The sequence below is a fragment of the Murinocardiopsis flavida genome (assembly GCF_003014485.1).
Taxonomy (GTDB): domain Bacteria; phylum Actinomycetota; class Actinomycetes; order Streptosporangiales; family Streptosporangiaceae; genus Murinocardiopsis; species Murinocardiopsis flavida.
The window spans coordinates 13,972-31,946 of the sequence record NZ_PYGA01000024.1 but is presented as its reverse complement, the minus strand read 5'-3'; the positions used below and the strand labels follow the sequence as shown (position 1 = coordinate 31,946).

Annotated in this window: 17 protein-coding genes; 16 read left to right on the top strand and 1 reads right to left on the bottom strand. The window is 72.1% G+C overall.

The window, feature by feature from the left end:
- Window positions 1-78: 78 nt before the first annotated feature.
- Together CLV63_RS26655 and CLV63_RS26650 are read left to right on the top strand one after the other, a co-directional pair.
- Complete coding sequence (locus tag CLV63_RS26655; protein ID WP_106585984.1) at window positions 79-534, top strand: ATP-binding protein; 456 nt, start codon at window positions 79-81, stop codon at window positions 532-534.
- Between the two features lie 391 nt (window positions 535-925).
- Window positions 926-2,116 (top strand): helix-turn-helix domain-containing protein, encoded by a 1,191-nt coding sequence (locus CLV63_RS26650; protein ID WP_170134335.1) that lies wholly within the window; start codon window positions 926-928, stop codon window positions 2,114-2,116.
- Here CLV63_RS26650 and CLV63_RS26645 read toward each other — a convergent pair.
- On the bottom strand, window positions 2,082-2,726 hold the full coding sequence (locus CLV63_RS26645; RefSeq protein ID WP_106585982.1) for an HAD family hydrolase: 645 nt from the start codon (window positions 2,724-2,726) through the stop codon (window positions 2,082-2,084). The genes CLV63_RS26650 and CLV63_RS26645 overlap by 35 nt on opposite strands.
- 275 nt (window positions 2,727-3,001) lie before the next feature.
- Here CLV63_RS26645 and CLV63_RS26640 point away from each other — a divergent pair, with 275 nt between their 5' ends.
- From CLV63_RS26640 to CLV63_RS26575, 14 genes are all read left to right on the top strand, one after another.
- On the top strand, window positions 3,002-3,355 hold the full coding sequence (locus CLV63_RS26640) for a hypothetical protein (protein ID WP_106585981.1): 354 nt from the start codon (window positions 3,002-3,004) through the stop codon (window positions 3,353-3,355).
- Complete coding sequence (locus tag CLV63_RS26635; protein WP_170134334.1) at window positions 3,336-3,926, top strand: GTP-binding protein; 591 nt, start codon at window positions 3,336-3,338, stop codon at window positions 3,924-3,926. The genes CLV63_RS26640 and CLV63_RS26635 overlap by 20 nt, the downstream gene beginning before the upstream one ends.
- Window positions 3,923-5,161 carry a styrene monooxygenase/indole monooxygenase family protein gene (locus tag CLV63_RS26630; RefSeq protein ID WP_106585979.1) on the top strand — a complete coding sequence of 413 codons (1,239 nt, stop codon included), beginning with the start codon at window positions 3,923-3,925 and terminating at the stop codon, window positions 5,159-5,161. The genes CLV63_RS26635 and CLV63_RS26630 overlap by 4 nt, the downstream gene beginning before the upstream one ends.
- A gap of 46 nt (window positions 5,162-5,207) precedes the next feature.
- The gene (locus tag CLV63_RS26625) at window positions 5,208-5,894 is read left to right on the top strand and encodes a class I SAM-dependent methyltransferase (RefSeq protein ID WP_106585978.1); all 687 of its coding nucleotides are present in this window, start codon (window positions 5,208-5,210) and stop codon (window positions 5,892-5,894) included.
- Window positions 5,891-8,794, top strand: a complete 2,904-nt coding sequence (locus tag CLV63_RS26620) for a beta-ketoacyl synthase N-terminal-like domain-containing protein (protein ID WP_106585977.1) — start codon at window positions 5,891-5,893, stop codon at window positions 8,792-8,794. The genes CLV63_RS26625 and CLV63_RS26620 overlap by 4 nt, the downstream gene beginning before the upstream one ends.
- Window positions 8,795-9,214, top strand: a complete 420-nt coding sequence (locus CLV63_RS26615; RefSeq protein WP_106585976.1) for a nuclear transport factor 2 family protein — start codon at window positions 8,795-8,797, stop codon at window positions 9,212-9,214.
- Between the two features lie 45 nt (window positions 9,215-9,259).
- Window positions 9,260-9,619 (top strand): hypothetical protein, encoded by a 360-nt coding sequence (locus CLV63_RS26610; protein WP_106585975.1) that lies wholly within the window; start codon window positions 9,260-9,262, stop codon window positions 9,617-9,619.
- A 19-nt stretch (window positions 9,620-9,638) separates the two neighbouring features.
- Complete coding sequence (locus CLV63_RS34735) at window positions 9,639-9,992, top strand: helix-turn-helix domain-containing protein (protein ID WP_245929073.1); 354 nt, start codon at window positions 9,639-9,641, stop codon at window positions 9,990-9,992.
- Window positions 9,989-10,423, top strand: coding sequence for a BlaI/MecI/CopY family transcriptional regulator (locus CLV63_RS26600; RefSeq protein WP_106585974.1), 435 nt, complete (start codon window positions 9,989-9,991; stop codon window positions 10,421-10,423). The genes CLV63_RS34735 and CLV63_RS26600 overlap by 4 nt, the downstream gene beginning before the upstream one ends.
- A gap of 244 nt (window positions 10,424-10,667) precedes the next feature.
- Window positions 10,668-11,126: a helix-turn-helix domain-containing protein gene (locus tag CLV63_RS33775; protein WP_170134333.1), complete on the top strand. Its 459-nt coding sequence runs from the start codon at window positions 10,668-10,670 to the stop codon at window positions 11,124-11,126.
- Window positions 11,123-13,198 (top strand): tetratricopeptide repeat protein, encoded by a 2,076-nt coding sequence (locus tag CLV63_RS26590; RefSeq protein WP_106585972.1) that lies wholly within the window; start codon window positions 11,123-11,125, stop codon window positions 13,196-13,198. The genes CLV63_RS33775 and CLV63_RS26590 overlap by 4 nt, the downstream gene beginning before the upstream one ends.
- 309 nt (window positions 13,199-13,507) lie before the next feature.
- A complete protein-coding gene (locus tag CLV63_RS26585) occupies window positions 13,508-13,654 on the top strand; it encodes an FxLD family lanthipeptide (RefSeq protein WP_170134332.1) in 147 nt (48 codons plus the stop codon).
- A 75-nt stretch (window positions 13,655-13,729) separates the two neighbouring features.
- Window positions 13,730-16,783 (top strand): lantibiotic dehydratase, encoded by a 3,054-nt coding sequence (locus CLV63_RS26580; RefSeq protein ID WP_106585970.1) that lies wholly within the window; start codon window positions 13,730-13,732, stop codon window positions 16,781-16,783.
- Window positions 16,780-17,958 (top strand): lanthionine synthetase C family protein, encoded by a 1,179-nt coding sequence (locus CLV63_RS26575; RefSeq protein ID WP_211301491.1) that lies wholly within the window; start codon window positions 16,780-16,782, stop codon window positions 17,956-17,958. The genes CLV63_RS26580 and CLV63_RS26575 overlap by 4 nt, the downstream gene beginning before the upstream one ends.
- The last annotated feature ends 17 nt before the right edge of the window (window positions 17,959-17,975 follow it).

Below are 17,975 nucleotides of genomic sequence, written 5' to 3'. Positions count from 1 at the left end.
ACATACTCTCACCCTAACGAGATGTTTCTCACGGATTAGCGTCTCAACGGAATCAACCCCAAGTTGAGGTGATTCAAGATGGTGGTGACGATGCAGTGCCCGCCGAGCGTGTACGAGGTCGCGTTCGCCGGCGTCCCAGGTGGCGTGGCAGTAGCCCGTGAATGGGCAGTTGCTGTCTCCAGGCTGACTGGCGACCGGGCCGACGTTCTGAGCCTGCTCGTCTCTGAGCTGGCCACCAATGCCGTCAGACATTCCAGAAGCGGCGACGAGTACGGGGCTTACACGGTCACCGTCGCGGTGAGAACAGACGCCGTGCTAGTCGTGGTCGCCGACACCGGGCCGCGGCCTGAAAAACCGACCGCACCGCTCCCGTGCCTTATCAGCCCATTTGCCGAGGCTGAAGGCGGTTACGGTTTGAGCCTGGTCGTGGCAATCGCCGACGCGTGGACCATCAGCTCCTCACCAGGCCGTACCCAGGTTGGATTCGAGCTTCGGAAAGGGGAGGGCAACCTTGAGGACACCCTTGCGGCATAAGCATCCCGAGACCCCTTGCGGGGTACTCCTCACTCTTGCGACTCGTCACCCCGACGCGCCACAGACGGGACCGCCTCCTGCCCCGCGCTGACCACCATGCTCCGCGCGCTGCCTGCGGGGGGAGCGGCGCGCGGACCCCAGGACCCACGAGGGGGCGCCTGGGGCGAGTGCCGCCCGCCGCATCCCCGGGCGGGCGGCACCCCGCAAACGACCGCCCGACCCCACCCCCTCCCCGGGGCCGGCGGTCTTCCACACCAGAACCCTGGCGGGCTTGATGCAACCTCCGCTCCCCGACCCACCGATGTCCTGTCCGGTGTGCGGCCGCGAGATCGGCACGACGTGCCGGTGTGTGCCGTCCGGGTTCTGGCAGCGCCCTGGGGTCGCTCGCGCGGTGGCCGACCTCGACCTGGTCCGGGTGGTGCAGATGCTGCGCGCCCAGGTCGACATCACCCAGGAGAGGATCGCGCTGATCACGGGTCTCGGCCCGAGCACGGTCTCCCGACTGGAAGCGGGCAAACCGGTGCACGATCTCGCCAAAGCGCGCCGCGCTCTGCACCGGCTCGGTGCACTGGTCCCCCACGAGCCGACCTCCGCGGGAGCCGAGCCTCCCGAGACCGCAGCGCTGCGCCGGCTCGTGGCCGTCTACGACCTGCCCGACGACGGCCCGGTCCGCCCGATGCCCGCTCTACGAACGGCCGTGTCCGAGGTGGTCGGCCACCGCCTGAACTCCCGGTATGCGCAGGTCACGTCTCGGTTGCCGTTACTGATTCCTGAGCTGACCCGAGCCCTGGAGCGCCAGCAAGGCGCCCGCCGATATGAGATCGCCCGACTCCTGGTGCAGTGCTACCGGGCCGCCGATGCGGTCGCGGACAAGAACGGGGCCTACGACCTCTCGGCGCGGATCATCCAGGTGATGCTGTGGGCGAGCGAGCAGGCCGAGGACCCATGCACCCGCGCGGCCGCACAGTACGTCCGCGCAGAGGTCTTCTTCGCATCGAGCGGCTTCGAGGACGGGCGTCGAATGCTGGAGCGGGCCGCCGGCGGTGTCCAACCCGGTGATTCGGTTCGGGCTGCCGCGGCGTACGGGGCGCTGCACATGCGGGCGGCGGTGCTCGCGGCGCGCGCCGGAGCGGGCGGGCGCGCCCGAGACCACCTGGCCGAGACCCACGCCGTCGCCCGGCGGGTCGATGAGGCGGTCTATGACGGTACGGCCTTCGGTCCGGGATCGGTGCGGATCCACGAGGTCACTCTCGAATTGGGTCTGGACTCACCGGAGCGGGCGTTGGCGGCGGCCGCCGGCTGGGTTCCCTCGCTTTCCATCCCCGCGGAGCGGCGGTCGCATTTCCACATCGACCTTGCGCGCGCCCACCTGCTCACCGACCGTCGCGAGTCCGCACTGGACGCGCTGGAGGAGGCGCACAGGATCGCGCCCGAACACGTCCGGCTTCACCCCGACGTGCGTGCTGTCCTGGCTGCTCTGGCCAGGGCCGAGGGTTCCGGGTCGGAGTCGGCGCGGACGTTCGCGCATGCGGCGGGCTTCCTGGCGGTCACTGCGGGCGAAGGAGGTCCGGAAGTTCGGTGAGGGAGTCGATCACCTGGGCTTGGGAGGTGACCGCGGGGTCGTCGGCCCACAGGTGGCCCCAGGGCCCGCGGCGGATGAGGACGGCCCCTAGCCCGGCCGCGCGCGCGGGGATGATGTCCTGATCCCGGTGGTCGCCGACGTAGACGATCTCGTCGGGCTCTCCCGGGGCCATCGCGATGACCCGCGCGAAGAATTCCCGGTGGGGCTTGATGACGCCCCATTCGCCTGAGGTCGCGATCGCGTCGGCGGGCAGATCCAGCCCTCTCAACAGCGCAGCCGCGCGGGCCGTCTGGTTGCCCGCGACCCCGACCCACACGCCGCGTTCGCGCAAGCGGCTCAGCGCGGGGCGCACGTCCGGGTACAGGTCCTGGTCCTCGATGAGCTCCCCGACGCCGGCCGCCTCGCGGCGCTGCAACTCGGCAAGCCGGTCGAAGCCGCCCGGCCGGAAGTACGCAAACGTCTCGGCGTTGTTGCGCCCCTGGGAGACGACGGCGCCGAGGACCGCGGAGAACGTGTGGTGCGGGACGCCGATCCAGTCCGCCCACCGGTTCCATTCCCTCGTGTCGTCGATCAGGGTCTCGCCGACGTCGAAGACGACAGAGCGGATCATCAGGCGCAACTTCCTCGATCGGGTGGACGGGCACCGCTACCTACTGTCCCATCCGGGCGACGACCCGCCCGAGGCGGCCGCCGTGTAGCAGATTGTGCGTCCCCGGTCCATCCCGCTGTGGGCCGGCGCCCCTCTCCCGGTGGATGGCCCTTCGGCCGACGGCCTTCGACACTCGGCCCCATGTTCTTCCTCTTCTTCCCGCGCGGGCGACGCTTCGCGCGCCGCGATCGGCGGCGGCCCCCCGGCCCCCAGCCGCGCCGCACCCGGAGGCTTCGATGAACGACCTCGATCTGGATCTGCCCAAGCGCACGCCCGGACTGCACCTGCGGCGCGCCCCCGGCGACGACTGCCCCCGGATCCTCGTCGTTGACCACTCCATGGTGTGGGTGCGCCGCCCCGCGGCGCCCCGCCCGGACCTGTCGGACTGGCACGGCGCCCTGTACGACACGTGCCGCGCCGCCGGCGAACCCATCATCGCCATGGACCTGGTGATCCGCACGGCCATGCCGCGTGGCGTCGTGAGGCCCCTGATCTCCGACCTGGTCCGCGCACAACTCCTGGACATGGGGCCCGCCCATCCGAGCCGAGACACCCTGGGGAGAGTGCTGCGTGAACTGGAAAACCTCTGAAACTCCCGAGGCGGTGAAGATCGTGGTGGCCGGTGCCTCAGGCGCCGGAAAGACCACGCTCATCGGCGCCGTGTCCGATATCCCGCCGGTGCGCACGGAGGACCGCATGCGCCTCGTCGATGACGATGACGACCCGCCCACCGCCGTGTCGATCGCCGTGCCGATGGACTTCGGGCGCACGGCCCTCAACGCCGGCTTGACGCTGGCCTTGTTCGGTGCCCCGGCGAGGATCGATTTCTCCTTCATGTGGGACGACCTGCTGCGCGGCGCCGCCGGCGCGATCGTGCTCGCCCACCCGGCCCAGGTCGCCTCCGCTTACGAGGCTGTCACCCTGCTGGAACAGCACGGCACCCCGTACGTGGTGCTGATCAATGACCTCGACGGCGTTGCGATCCCCGAGACCGCCCGCGTGCGCCAGCTCCTGGACCTGCCGGAGACCGTGCAGATCGTGGTGTGCGACGTGCGCAACCGCGCCAGCGTCGTCGGTGCGCTGCGCGAACTGCTGCGTTACGCCATTCATAGGGGCGAGGCCGCCGCGTCAAGCGCGGTCACCGAAGGGGCGGCGCGATGAAGGTGATGGTCGTCGGCTCGGGGCAATCGGCGCTGATGCTCGCCCATGGCCTGCGCGGCCGGGGTATCGACGTCGAGTTGTTCAGCCAGCAGACCCCGGCGGAGATCCGGCGCGGGCCCGGGGTGCTGACTCAGCTCACGCTGCCCACTACGCTGCGGGCCGAGCGTGCGGCCGGGCTCGACTTCTGGTCGAGCGAGTCCCCCTCCCCCCTCGGGGTCGCCCCGGCGTTCCGGTCGGTGAGCCTGGCGATCAGCACTGCCGAGCACGGTGAGCTGGAGTTCACCGGGCACCTGCCCAGGGCCGGGGGGATTGCGGTGGATCCGCGGATCAAGCGCTCTGACTGGTTGGAGGCGCTGGAGGACCGGGGCGGCACGATCTACACCCGCGGCGTGACACTCGACGACGTGAACGGGTTCGGGCGCCTGGGCCGCTACGACTTGATCGTCATCGCGGTCGGCAGCGGCGATTTGGGCCAGCTCTTCCGCACCGACCCCGGCCGCCGGACCTCGGTTGTGCGCAGCCGCGCCACCACCCAGCTCGTCCTGCACGACGTCGCCCCCGGCGCGGCCGACACCACCGTGCTCAGCACCCCGCACGGCGAAGTGTTCGTGGTGCCGACCCTGACCGCGCACGGCCCCGCCCACGCGGTCCTGATGATCGGCGCGGCCGGCGGGGCGTTCGACTGCTGGCCGGGCTACGAGAAGCGCCACGCCGACCTGACGCGCGAAGTCGACCTGACGGGCGAACTGGCCGACCGGCTGCGGGAGTTCGCCCCCGGTGTCGCCGAGCGGTGCCGCGCGGCGGTGCCGCAGTCCCCGCCCGTGCACACCCGGGTGGTACCGGCCGTGCGGCGCCCGGTCGGCTGGCTGCCCTGCGGCGTCCCGGTGCTGGGGCTGGGCGACACCCTGCTCGACGTCGACCCCGGTTCCGGGCAGGGCTGGATGGCCTCGACCATCATGGCCGCGGTGTACGGGGAGCAGATCGTCGGCCGCGCCCGCACCGGAGGCGCTTTCGACCAGGCGTTCATGGACGACACCTTCGACGCCTACTGGCAGGTGCACGGGCGCGCGCTGCGGTCTCTGGTGGACATGGTGGTGGGTTTCCACTCCGGCGCGCTGCCGCCGGAGGTCATGGCGATGGCCGCCCGAGCCGCCGCCGATCCCGCGCTGGCCGACCGGTGGATCGCCGCCCTGGACAACCCGACCTCATTCGCCGACTGGCTCCTGCCGGTCTGAGACGCACCACCGCCCCGCCCTCCCCACCCCCACAGGAGGCTCCGCCATGCCCGACAACGGTCCGCTCCCGCCATCCTCCAACGGCCGCCTGTACAGCCCCGGCAACCTGCGTTTCGCCTATACCCCGCTGGTGATCCGCCTCAGCCACCCGTACCTGTGGGGCATCCCCAACGCGGTGCTGCACCGGCTGTACCGCGAGTGCGTCGGCCGCCACCACCTGGAGGTCGGGCCCGGCAACGGCCACTTCCTCCGGCGGTTGCCGCAGTTCGCGCGGCCCGAGGTCCTGCACCTGCTCGACGTCCACCCCGGCCCGCTGCGCGTGGCCGAAGCGCGGCTGCGCTCGGAGGCAAGCGTGCGCACCCACCTTGCCGATGCGCTCGCCCCGTGGCCGGTGGAGCCGGGCAGCCTCGACTCCGTGGTCGCGTGCATGGTCATGCACACCCTGCCCAGCGAAGACGTCCCTGGGATCCGCGGCAAGGCCGCGCTCGTCGCCGAAGCCGCCCGCGCCCTGCGCTTCGACGGGGTCTTCGGCGGGGCCGCGATCCTGGCGGGCGGGGCGGGGGTGCGCCCCACCCGGTACGGGCCGCGCGCCATGGACAACTACAACAAGCGCGGATGGTTCGACAACACCGCGGATACCCGTGAGGACCTGGAAGCGGTGCTGCGCGGCCACTTCCGCCGGGTCCGCCTCACCCTGCACGGGTCGGTCGCGGTGTGGAGGGCGGTGCGGTGACCGGGACCCGCGTCGCGATCACCGGCATGGCGTGCCGCCTGCCCGGCGCGATCACCACCCCGCAGCAGTTCTGGGCGGCGCTGGCCCAGGGCCGCGACCTCATCACCGACCCCGCACCGGACCACCCGCGCGCCCCGGTGCTGCCCGCCGGGATCCTGCGCCCCGACGACCTGACGGTGGACGCCGCGCACTTCGGGCTGACGGCGGACGAGGTTGCGGCAATGGACCCCCAGCAGCAGGTCCTGCTCGAAACCGCCGAGGAAGCGCTCCAGGATGCCGGGATCGCGCCGTCAAGCCTGCGCGGCTCCCTGACCGGGGTGTGGGTGGGGTCGTCCTGCCCGGACCAGGTGATCCTGCGCATGGGCTCCTACGGCACCACCATGGTCGACACCGCGGGTGCCCTGCCCAGCATGCTCGCCAACCGCCTGAGTTGGGCGTTCGACCTGCGCGGCGGGGCCGAGGTGGTCAACGCGGCCTGTTCGGCGTCGCTGGTCGCGCTGCACCGCGCCCGCCGGGCGCTGGCCGCCGGGGAAGTCGACCTCGCGATCGTCGCCGGCGTCAACTGGCTCGGCATGGACGCCCATACGCGGATGTTCGAGACCTCCGGGGTCATCGCCCCCGGCGGCCGGTGCCGCCCCTTCGACGCCGCCGCGGAGGGGTTCGTCCGCGGCGAGGGCGCCGGGGTCGTGGTGCTGGAATCGGCCGAGCACGCCGCCAAGCGGGGCGCGCGGGTCCGCGCCGTGGTGGCCGCCAGCGCGCTCAGCTCCGACGGCCGCTCCCCGGGCGGCCTGGCCCGACCGGGACGGGACGGGCAGATCGCGGTGCTGCGCCGCGCCTACGCCGAATCCGGCCGGGACCCGGCGGCGGTGGGGTACGTGCAAGCGCACGGCACCGCCACCCGTGAGGGTGACGCCGTCGAAGCCTCCGCGCTCGGCGCGGTCCTGGGACGGCACCGCCCGGACAGCGACCGCCTGGTGGTGGGCTCGGTCAAAGCCACCCTCGGGCACCTTGAGGGGGCGGCGGGGATCGTGTCGCTGATCGCCGTGGTCCTGGCGGCCGAGCACGGCCAGATCCCCCCGACCCCGCACCACACGCACCCGCTCCCGGCGCTGAGCCGCTTCGGGCTGGAGGTCGCCACGCGCCTGCGACCCTGGCCCGAGCGCGAGGGCGTGCGGGTGGCCGGGGTGTCGGCGTTCGGCCTAGGCGGCACCAACGCCCACGTCATCATCGAACACACCCCGGCACCCGACCCCGACCCGGTCACCGGTGCCGAGGACGGGGACCGGGCGGTGGCGGTGCCGATCTCCGCGCCCGACGGTGCGCTGGCCGCAACCGCCGCCCGGTGGGCCGCAGCACTCACCGACCCGCCCGCGTGCACGGCGGGTCTGGCCGCGGTGGCGGCCACCGCGGTGCACCGCCGCGACCACCTGCCCGAGCGCGCGGTCGTGGTCGCCACCGGTACCGGCGAGCTGGCCGCCGCGCTGGAGGCCGCGGCCGCCGGGCGGGCCCACCCCGCCCTCATCGGACCCCGCACCGCGGAGCGTCGTCCCACGGTCGTGTTCGTCTACGCCGGGCACGGCGCCCACTCCCCCGGTATGGGGGCCCGCCTCACCACCATGGAGCCCGTGTTCGCCGCAGCGGCGGGCAGCGCCCGCGCCGCCCTGGACCGGCACCGCCGCACCCCCGCCCCCGAGGACGCCCTCGACCTCACCGTGGCGCATCCGGCGCTGGTCGCCCACCAGATCGCGCTGACCGCGCTGCTGGCCGCCTGGGGTGTGGTCCCCGATGTGGTGCTGGGCCACAGCCTGGGCGAGGTCGCCGCCGCCCACACCGCGGGCGCACTCACCTTGGACGACACGGCGCGGGTGGCGGCCGAGCGCTCCGCGCTGCTGGCCCAGGCCGCCGACGAAGGCGGGATGCTCGCCACCGACCTCCCCGCCGATCGTGCCGCCGGCATCGCCCGCACATCGCAGGTCACCCTCGCCGCCGTCAACGGGCCCGCGTTCGCGGTGTTCTCCGGCGGGCATGACGACCTCGCGGCCCTGCGCGCCCGCCTGGACGCCGCCGGGATCTGGGCGAAAGAGGTCCCCGGTGCGCCCCCGGCCCACTCCCCGGTGCTGAATCGCCACGCGCACCGGCTCACCGAGCGCCTGGACGGACTCGCCCCCCGCGACACCACCACCCCCGTCCTCTGGTCGCCGGGGACCGCGACCCCGGTCGCGGGATCCGAACTGGGCGCGAGGTACTGGGGGTTGCAGCTCCGGGCGCCGGTGCAGCTGCATGCGGCGATGCAAGCTATCGACACCAGCCTCGGCCAGGCCGGGGACCACGACCTACTAGTCATCGAGATCGGCGCCCACCCCGTGCTCGCCCCGTCCCTGGCCGCGACCCTGACCCAGCGGCCCGCCCACGGCGAACCTTCAGTACTGGCCTGCGGCGACCCCGCCACCGACGAGCACACCGCCCTGCTGCGCACGCTGGCCCACACCTACACCCGCGGCCTCATACCCCACTTCCCCACCCCCGCGATGCGCCCCGTGGTGGCGCTGCCTCCGCACGCGTGGTCGCGCCCCGGACCCCGACCAGCCCCGATCGACACGGCGGCGGTGCTGGTCCAGGCCGTCGAACGCCACGACCACGACGCGGTGATCGCAGCGGTGCGCGTGCTGCTCGACACCGCGCTCCCGCAGCAGCGCGGTGCACACATTCCCGATGACGGGGACCTGACCGACGCGGGGCTCGATTCCCTGTCCCTCATGGGGCTGCGCAGCCGCCTGCAACTCCTCCACCCCGAACTGAAAACCCTGACCGCAGCCGAGCTGACGGGCGACCGCGGCGCACCCACCCTCACCACCATTGCAGCGGCCGTCACGGCGCGCCTCACCCGAACGGAGACATGAATGGACCACGCCCTGGGCGCCCTCGCCGCCGCCCTCAACCGCGGTGACGCAGCCGCGGCCCTTCACGCCTTCGCCCCCGGCGCACGCGTCGCCGACCCGATCGGGTCCGACCCTGTCAGCGGCGCTGACCTCGACGACTACGTGCGCGGCCTCGTGGACGCCCACACCCGCATCGAAGCGGGCGAGGTCCGCTCCAATGCCGACGGCACCGTGGCCTGCATGCCGGTGCGGATCGAGCGCGACGACGCCGACCACCCCGGTTATCGCATCCGGGTCACCGCGGCACTCCACGCCGACATGGACCCCGCAGGGCGCATCAGCATGCTGCGCTCCATTTGGGGGCCGGACAACATCGCCCCGACCGATTTCGAGAGCCCCCGCTACGCCGCGTCCCTGGCGCGCCTTCGCGAGCCGGCGTAGTCCGGTGGCCGGCCACCCCCTGCCACGCACACCCGAACCGGAGTCATGAACCCCAACCGCCGCAAACCCCCTGACGAGGCGACCCAGCGCCGCCAGCGCCTGAACGCCGCCTGCGCCAAACACGGCCTGCGCACCAGCGAGGCGACCGATTCCATCACGCTCACCCGGTTCGGCCGCGAGGTCACCGTCACCCTGCGCACCGACGCGGCCGGGCACCTGCACTGGTGCCTGCCCAGCAGCACCTCGACCGCGCCCGACGCCATCGAGTTCGTCGCCCCGGACGGAGCAGAGGACGCCCTCGCCGCCCGGGCCGCCGCCGTCCTCGACTCCGCCGCGCACCGGGCCCGCAGAGCCCTCATCAGCGGAAGCCCGCCCCGATCCCCTGTATCCAGTTCCACCCCGTGACGCACACGATTGGCCGCCGATGACCCACACGTCGCCTACCGCGCCCGCCGCCATTGCCCGCCTCTACCAGGATCAAGAGCTCCGTGTGGTCGACATCGCCGCGCGCACCGAACTCAGCGATGGCCAGATCCGTGCCATCCTCACCGACCAGGGCATCGCCTTGCGCCGCAGGACGACCAGCCGCGTGCCACCCGAGGACCGCCCCTCCCCCGCGGATCTGGTGACTGCATATGACCAGGGCGCCTCGATCCGCACGTTGACGCAGCGGACCGGCATGTCCTACGGCTACATCCACAGGGCGCTGGTCGGCGCCGGGGTACGATTCCGCGTCCGCGGCGGCCAGCGGCCCCGAGCGGTCGGGGTGCGCCGATGACGGGCCTGGGACCACTGGAATCCGCCCTCATGGAGGCCCTCTGGCAGACAGGGGCGCCGATGACGGTGCGCCAGGTCTGCGAGGCCATGACCCACCACCACAGGCGGCGCGATTACAGCACCGCCTCCGCGGCGTTGATGGTCCTGCACAGCAAGGGTCTGGTGCGACGTACGAAGGTCAATCGGGCTTGGTTGTACTGGTCGCGCACCACCCGCGCGGAGCACATCGCCGACCGGGTCCACGGCCTGCTCGCCGATGCCGGGAGCGCCCGCTCGGGGGTGATCGCCCTGCTCGTGCGGCAGTGCACCGCGCTGGACCGCGATGATCTGCGCGTGGCGTTGGCGGAGGTCGAGGACGGCGCTCTGCCTGCTGGCCCTGACAGCGCGGACGCCGTCGGGGCGGGCTCGGCGGCACCGGAGGGCGGCCGGTGAGCGCCCACACCATCCTCGCCAGTACGGGCTCCCCCGACCAGGACACCGTCGCGGGGCGCCTCACCGAACTCATGGATGCGGGATAACGCCCGCCTTCCCTGACCGGCCGCCCGGCCTCCATCCCTCCCAGAGCCGGGCGGCCCTCGATCGTCGCGGCCGGGCGGGTCCGATCCCAGCTGGCGCTGGGGCCGCTGTCGCTCCCCGCCCGGCCGCGACACCCAAACCCGCGAATAGGAGAACTCTGTTGGTCCGCCTCCTTTTCCTCCCCATCGTCCAAACCGCCATCCAGCCATCCGCGGAGGTGCTCCCGTTGACCCCCTTGCACGAGGTCGCCACGACCACAGGGATCCCGATAGAGATCATCTCCGACCTCGCCGCGCACGCCACGATCCCCACCGAGCTCGTTGCCGAGCAGGTCCACATTCCCGACCATGCCCTCACCCTCCTGAGGCAGGCACAGCGCAGGCCCGAGCGCCGCGACACCGCGATCACCGACACCGACCGCACCAGCGGATCACTCACGACCGAGCAGGTGGCGGGATTCTTCAATGTCCACCCGGTAACGGTCAACCGGTGGGTGACCGAGGGTCGGCTGAGAACGCTGCGCACGCTGGGCCGCAGCCACCGCTATCCCGTCGCGCAGCTCCGCGAGATCGTCACCGCCCGCCGCATCGCCGAAAGTGAACAGAGCGGGAGCCGATGACCGCCAACCACATCTCCGGCGCACACGGGGTCACGGTCCAGGCCGGGACGATCCACGGCCCGGTCACCGTGGCCGCGCCGCACTGGCGGCCGCCGCCCGTACCGCGCCAGCTCCCACCCGATCCGCCCCGCTTCACCAACCGCCGCTCCGAACTGGCCCAGCTCCACCGCGCCCGACGCACCACCCGCCTCCTGGTGCTCGTCGGAATCGGCGGCGTCGGCAAGACCTCGCTCGCGGTGCGGGCCTGCCACGACATCGCGGAGCACTACCCCGATGGGCACCTGCACCTCTCCCTCGGCGGCGGATCCGGTAGCCCGGTGCCCCCAGGAGAACTGCTAGGTGCGGCGCTGCGCGGGCTCGGGGTCGCGGCCGAATTCGTCCCCCACACCATGTCGGACCGGGTCGCGCTCTACCGGTCCCTCACCCACAGCCGCCGGATCCTCGTCCTGGCTGACGACGCCGCCACGACCGACCAGATCCGTCCACTCATCCCCTCGGGCGCGGACTCGGTGCTCGTGGCAACCGCGCGCACCCACCTGCCCGCCCTGCTCGCTGACGGCGCCGCCTACCTGCGCGTCGACCCGCTCCCTGAATCCGGCGCGACCGAACTCCTGCGCCGATTGCTTCCCGGGACCATCACCGCCGCAACGAACCTCGCCCCGCTCACCGCCCTGTGCGCAGGCATGCCGCTCGCGCTGTGCACGGCCGCCGCACTGATGGCCATCACCCCTGACCAGCCCATCGAGACGGTCGCCGCCATGATCACCCGCCACCGCTCGACACGAACCGGACCCGCAACGGAGGTCTCCATGCACACCGGACTGTCCGCTTCCTACTCCCAGGTACCCGACCCCGGCGCCCAGCGCCTGTACCGGCTGCTGGGCCTGCACCCCGGCACCCGCTACACCGCACCAGCCGCCGCCGCACTCGCCGACACCACCATTGACCAGGCACACGATCACCTCGTCCTACTCACCGCGATGAGCCTGACGCACGTGGACGGCGACGCGTGGACCATGCACGATGTGACCCGCAACCACGCCCGCGACCTCGCCGCCGAACTCCCTGATGAGGAGACCAACGCAGCGCTGGACCGGCTGTTCGACCACTACCTGCTCACCGCCGCCGGTGCGGACCGGGCGCTGAACCGCAGCCGGTGGCGCCTGGCCGAGGTGTTCACCCGCGCCGAGGTCCCCCGCTTCACCGACCGGGCTGAGGCGCTGGCCTGGTGGGACGCCGAAGGCACCACGGTGCGGGCACTGGTCAAGCTCGGCTGGGACCTGGAGCGCTACCGGCAAGTCGGGGAGCTGGCCGAAACGTGCAAAGCCTGGGGGTCCATCCACCGCCCCTACGAGGCATGGGAGGAGATCACCGGGCTCGCGGTGGCCTCCGCGACCGCGCTCGGCGACACCCGCGCCCGCGCTTATGCACTGCTGCTCCAAGCCGCTCCAGCGATGTGCCAGCACCAATTCGCGGTCGCCGCATCGCTTGGCGCCGAGGCACTATCGCTCTGGCGGGCCCTGGACGACCCCCAAGGCACCGCCTCCTCTCTGGAGGTGATGGCCGTGGCGTTGACGGCCTCCGGCCGCCCCGAGGAGGCGCTGCCCAAGCATCAGGAGTCGATCGAGCTGCACGAAGCTATCGGCAAGCCGCGCGGCATCGCGCTGCAACGGCGGCTCTACGCCCGCTCGCTGGCACGAGCCAATCAGCCCGACGCCGCGTGCGAACAGAGCGAGTACGCCCTGGAGGGGTTGACCACCCTGGCCGAACCCGACCCGTTCCAGGTGGTTCAGACGCTCATCGATCGGGTCGCGATCCTGCTCGCCCTCGGCCGCCACGAGGAGGCCGAAGACACCGGTTCTGATGCTGTGCGAGAAGCGCAGCAGGCCGGGCACCGGTTCCAGACCGGCGCAGCGATGCGCGCCCTGGCCGACGTCGCCGCCGCACGCGAGCGCCCTGAGGACGAGAGCCGGTGCCTGCGCGACGCACACGACATCTTCGCCGCCCTGCACGCCCCTGAGGCGGCCCAGGTCACCGACCGGCTCACCCGCCTCGGACCGGCGACACCCTGACCCCGGCCCGGCCCGGCTTCCGACCCCAGGTCCGGGCATCCCACCACGCCCACTGCTTCCGCAAGGCGGCTCGATGAGTCATCGGCCTGGGCCACGCCCCGGCCCTACGCAAGGCGGAGGTGACGTGCCGGGCTAACCACAGCGAAGCCGCCCCCGCCACAAGGAACCCGCTAAATGATCACGAAAATCACGCGGGGTTATTCGGCAATCCCAATTCCAAATCCATTTCCTATTCTGCCCGGTTGATGGGTAGTGGTGGATTTGTTACTTTCGAGTTTCGCGTCCAACAGAAGAATGGAGACACCAATAATGTCCGTGGTTCTGATCGAGGACGACCCCTTCGTTCTCGATGTCCAAGTCCTCGAAAGCGAAACCGCCGAGAGCGATCCGATGGCCTGCACCACCAACGACAACTGCCCCCCGAGCTGCGCCTCCAGCTGCCTCAGCTCGGTCTGACCGCCATCTCCACCCGGGTTGCCGAGGGTACCTCCTCGGCAACCCGGCCTCACGAGGAGCAAGGAAGGGACGGAAATGACCGGGATGATCTACCGCCACATGGGGCAAGCGGTATTGCGGGCGGCGCGTGCCTCCTACAATTCCTCTCCTGAGAGCTGGCCCCACCTGCACACCGGCGACGCCGACCAACTTCGGGCGTGGGTGGGGCAAATGTGGTCCCGGCCCGACACCGTCGAGGCCGTCACCCTTGCCAGCCCTTCCCTCGCCCGTCGAATCGGCGAGATCACCACCGGGAACCAGGCCACAGAGAAGGACATTCGCCGCGCCGCCACCGCGCTCACCCGCTACCTGCTCCGCGAGACCGGGCGCCCGACCCCTTTCGGAACCTTCGCGGGCGCTGCACCGGTCGCGCTCGGCACTAGAACCAAGGTGCGATGGGGCCGCGACCACCGCCCCCGTGCCCGCGCCGATACCCGGTGGGTCACCGACATCGTCACCCAGCTCGAAGCAAGCCCCGAGCTGCTCAATGACCTCACCGTGGTGCTGAGCACCCTGTGCACCAGGCGGGGCAACCACCTGCTCCACCCTCACGGGTCCGGCCAGGTGCAGATCCGGCGCACCTCGGCAGTACGCGCGGTCGAGCGCGCCGCCACCGCCCCCATCCGGTTCGCCGCCCTGGCCGACCAGGTCGGCGCCGAGTTCCCCGGCGTCGCGGATGCGACGGTCGCGGGAATGCTCACCGAACTCCTGCACCAGGGCTTCCTCGTCAGCAACCTCCGCGCCCCCGGCACCGCCACCGATGCGCTGGCGCACGTGCTCGACCAGATCGACACGCTCGGCGCCAACCCCCCGGTGCCTGTGGCCGACCTGGTCAGCGAGTTGCGCTCCGTCCACGCCGGAGTGGACCAGCACAACGGCGCCGCGCCCGAGCGTCTCGGCCCTCTCCGGGATTCCCTGGTCCGGCGGATGCGCGGCCTGTCGCAGGCATCGCGCACCCCGCTCACGGTCGATCTGCACCTGGACTGCGATGTAGAACTTCCCCCCGCCGTCGCCGAGGAGATGGAAGCGGCAGCCTGGGCACTGCTGCGCCTGGGCGCTACCCCTCACGGTGCGCCGGTGTGGCGCGCCTACCACGCCGCGTTCCTCGCCCGCTACGGCACCGGCACCCTCGTCCCCCTCACCGACGTGGTGAACCCCGACACCGGACTCGGGTACCCCACCGGCTACCCAGGAGCGCCGTTCACCCCGGCGGAACCGCCCCTCCCCGACTCCGGCCGCGACACCCGCCTGCTGGCACTGGTGCAGCAGGCCGCGATGGATGGGACCGGGGAGATCGTGCTCGATGAGGACACGATCACCCGACTCGCCGCCGGGGACATGCGCGCTGTGGCGGTGCCGCCGCACCTGGAGATCAGCGCCCGTATCCACGCGGCCTCACTGGAGGCGATCGAGGCGGGCGAGTTCACGCTCACCGTGTCGCCGGCCCGCGCCGCCGGGACCATGACCGGCCGGTTCACCGACGCCGCCAGTGACCTGGCCGCGCTCTACGCCGGTCTGCCCACCGCCACCGCCGGTGCCCTCCCTGCCCAGGTGTGCGTCCCCCCGGCCTACCCCCACGCCGAGAACGTGTCCCGCACCCCGCAGTTCCTCCCCCACCTCATCTCCCTCGGTGAACACCGTGAGGCCGACGAAGGGGCAATTCCGCTTGATGACCTCGCGGTGACCGCCGACCGGGACCGGCTCCACCTGGTGTCGGTGTCCCGCCAGCGCGTCGTGGAGCCGCTGGTGTTCCACGGCCTGGACCTGGTTAAACAGTTGCCGCCGCTGGCCCGGTTCCTCATCAACCTGCCCCGAGCGCTCAGCGCGACCTACACCCGGTTCGACTGGGGTGCCGCTTCGACCCTGCCTCACCTGCCGCGTGTGCGCTACCGGCGCTGCGTCCTGTCCCCCGCCCGGTGGAACCTCGACCCGACCAACCTGCCTCCCGCCGGGGCCGGGTGGGAGAACTGGTATCGCGAGCTGCACCAGTGGCAGCGGCAGTGGCGCATGCCCGACGAAGTGGAGCTGCGGGACCAAGACCGAGTGCTGCGCCTGGACCTCGCCGAGCCCGCCCACGCCGTCCTCCTCCGCACCCACCTGGACACCGCCGGGCCCGCTGTGCTGACCGAGGCCGCCGACCCGGCCGGGCTGGGGTGGGTGGACGGCCACGCCCACGAGGTCGCCGCCCCCCTGGTCTCCACCCGGGCGCCGGCCCCCTCCCCGCTCGCCGGCGGGCGCGCGCTGGTGCCGATCCGCGCCGACCACGGGCACCTGCCCGGCGGCCAGCGGTCGGAATGGCTCTACGCCAAGATCTATGCCCACCCGGACCGCCACGACGAGATCCTGGCCACCCACCTCCCGCTCCTGCTACGGCTCATCGGCGGGACCCCGCAGTGGTGGTTCCTCCGGTACCGGTCCCCCCACGAACAGGACCACCTGCGCCTGCGTATCCGCGTCACCGGCCCCCTCACCCACGGCACCTACACCGCCGTCATCGGGTTCTGGGCGGAACGGCTACGCCGGGATGGCCTGATCAACGGCCTTGAGTTCGCGACCTACCTCCCCGAAATCGGCCGGTACGGGAACGGCCCGGCCATGCGAGCCGCGGAGATCGTGTTCACCGCCGACTCCGCCGCCCTTCTCACCCAATGGGTGGAGGTGCCCGACTCGGCCGCGGATCGACGCGTCCTCGCGGCGGCCGCCATGATCCACACCGCTGCGGCGTTCACCGGCAGTACCGCGGCGGGCATCGCCTACATCATCGACCACCCCCACGCCCCGCCCAAGCCGCCGCTGCCCCGCGCGGTCACCGATCAGGCGGTCCGGCTCGCCAACCCGCGACACGGTTTCGCCCACCTGCGCGGCCTCCCCGGTGGAGACGACCTCCTCGCCACCTGGCACACGCGCCGGCAAGCACTCGACACCTACCGGCGCCTGTGCTCCCCGTCCGGAGGGGACACCGTGCTCGAATCGCTGCTCCACATGCACCACATCCGCGCCCTGGGGGTCGGCCGGGACAGCGAACGCGCCTGCCGGCGCCTCGCACGTGCGGCTGCGTTGTCGTGGCGGGCGCGGGACGGGCAGCGATGACGATCGACCTGCCCACACCGCTCACCAACCCGCCGCCGTCCGACCCCAGCATGGGTTGGGGGCACTCCTTGGCACGCGGCGCCCCCGGGGTTCTGCTGTTGCACGCCGAAAGCGCGCGGGCCACCGGCGACTGGCGGGCCGCGCACTCCTGGGCCTCTGCATCGACCCGGACCCCGGTTCCGGCGACCCCGGGCAGCAGTCTGTTCCGCGGAGCGCTGTCCGTGGCATTCGCCCTTCACACCGCCGCCCATCCCGGCTACGCCGATGCGCTGCGCACCTTGGATCAGGCGGTCACGACGCTGCTTCGCGGCCGCCTCGACCGAGCCCACACGCGCATTGATAACGTGGACCTCCCGGCGTTGGGCGAATTCGATCTGGTCAGCGGCCTGACCGGCTTCGGCGTTCTCCTGCTCCACCGCTCAGACGACGACGGGCTCCGCGCCGTGTTGTCCTACCTGGTGCGGCTCACCGAACCCGTCCACGTCGACGGGGAGAACTTGCCGGGGTGGTGGACGGCCAACGGCCCCGCCGACCACCCCGACGGCCGCTTCCCCGGCGGGCACGGCAACCTCGGCATGGCCCATGGTGTGAGCGGCCCTTTGGCGCTGCTGGTGACCGCGATGCGGCGCGGGATCACCGTGGATGGCCACGCGAACGCCGTGACACGCATTTGCGCCTGGTTAGAGACCTGGCGCCAGGACGAGGGCACCAACGCGTGGTGGCCGCCGTGGGTCACCCGCGACGAGAACCGCACCGGCCGAAGAACATTCCGTGCCGCAGCACGCCCCTCCTGGTGCTACGGCACGCCCGGAATCGGACGCGCCCTCCAACTCGCCGCCATCGCCACCAGCAACGCCGCGCTTCAAGACACGGCGGAGGCGGCGCTCCTTGGGTGCGCCACCGACGGGCACCAGCTCGCCCAGATCACCGAGCCCGGCCTGTGCCACGGGTGGGCCGGGCTCCACCATGCGGTGAACCGCGCCGCAGCCGACGCCCGCACTCCTGACCTCGCAGCGTCCCTGCCGGCCCTCGCCTCACGACTGAATGCCACCGCCCCGCCCCAGGAGGTCGGACTACTTGACGGCCGGGCGGGCGTCGAACTCGTCCGCCACACCATCCAAACCGGCGTCCCACCCGCCACCGAGTGGGACGCCTGCATGCTCCTCAACGGCTAACGACCGACTTCCCGGAA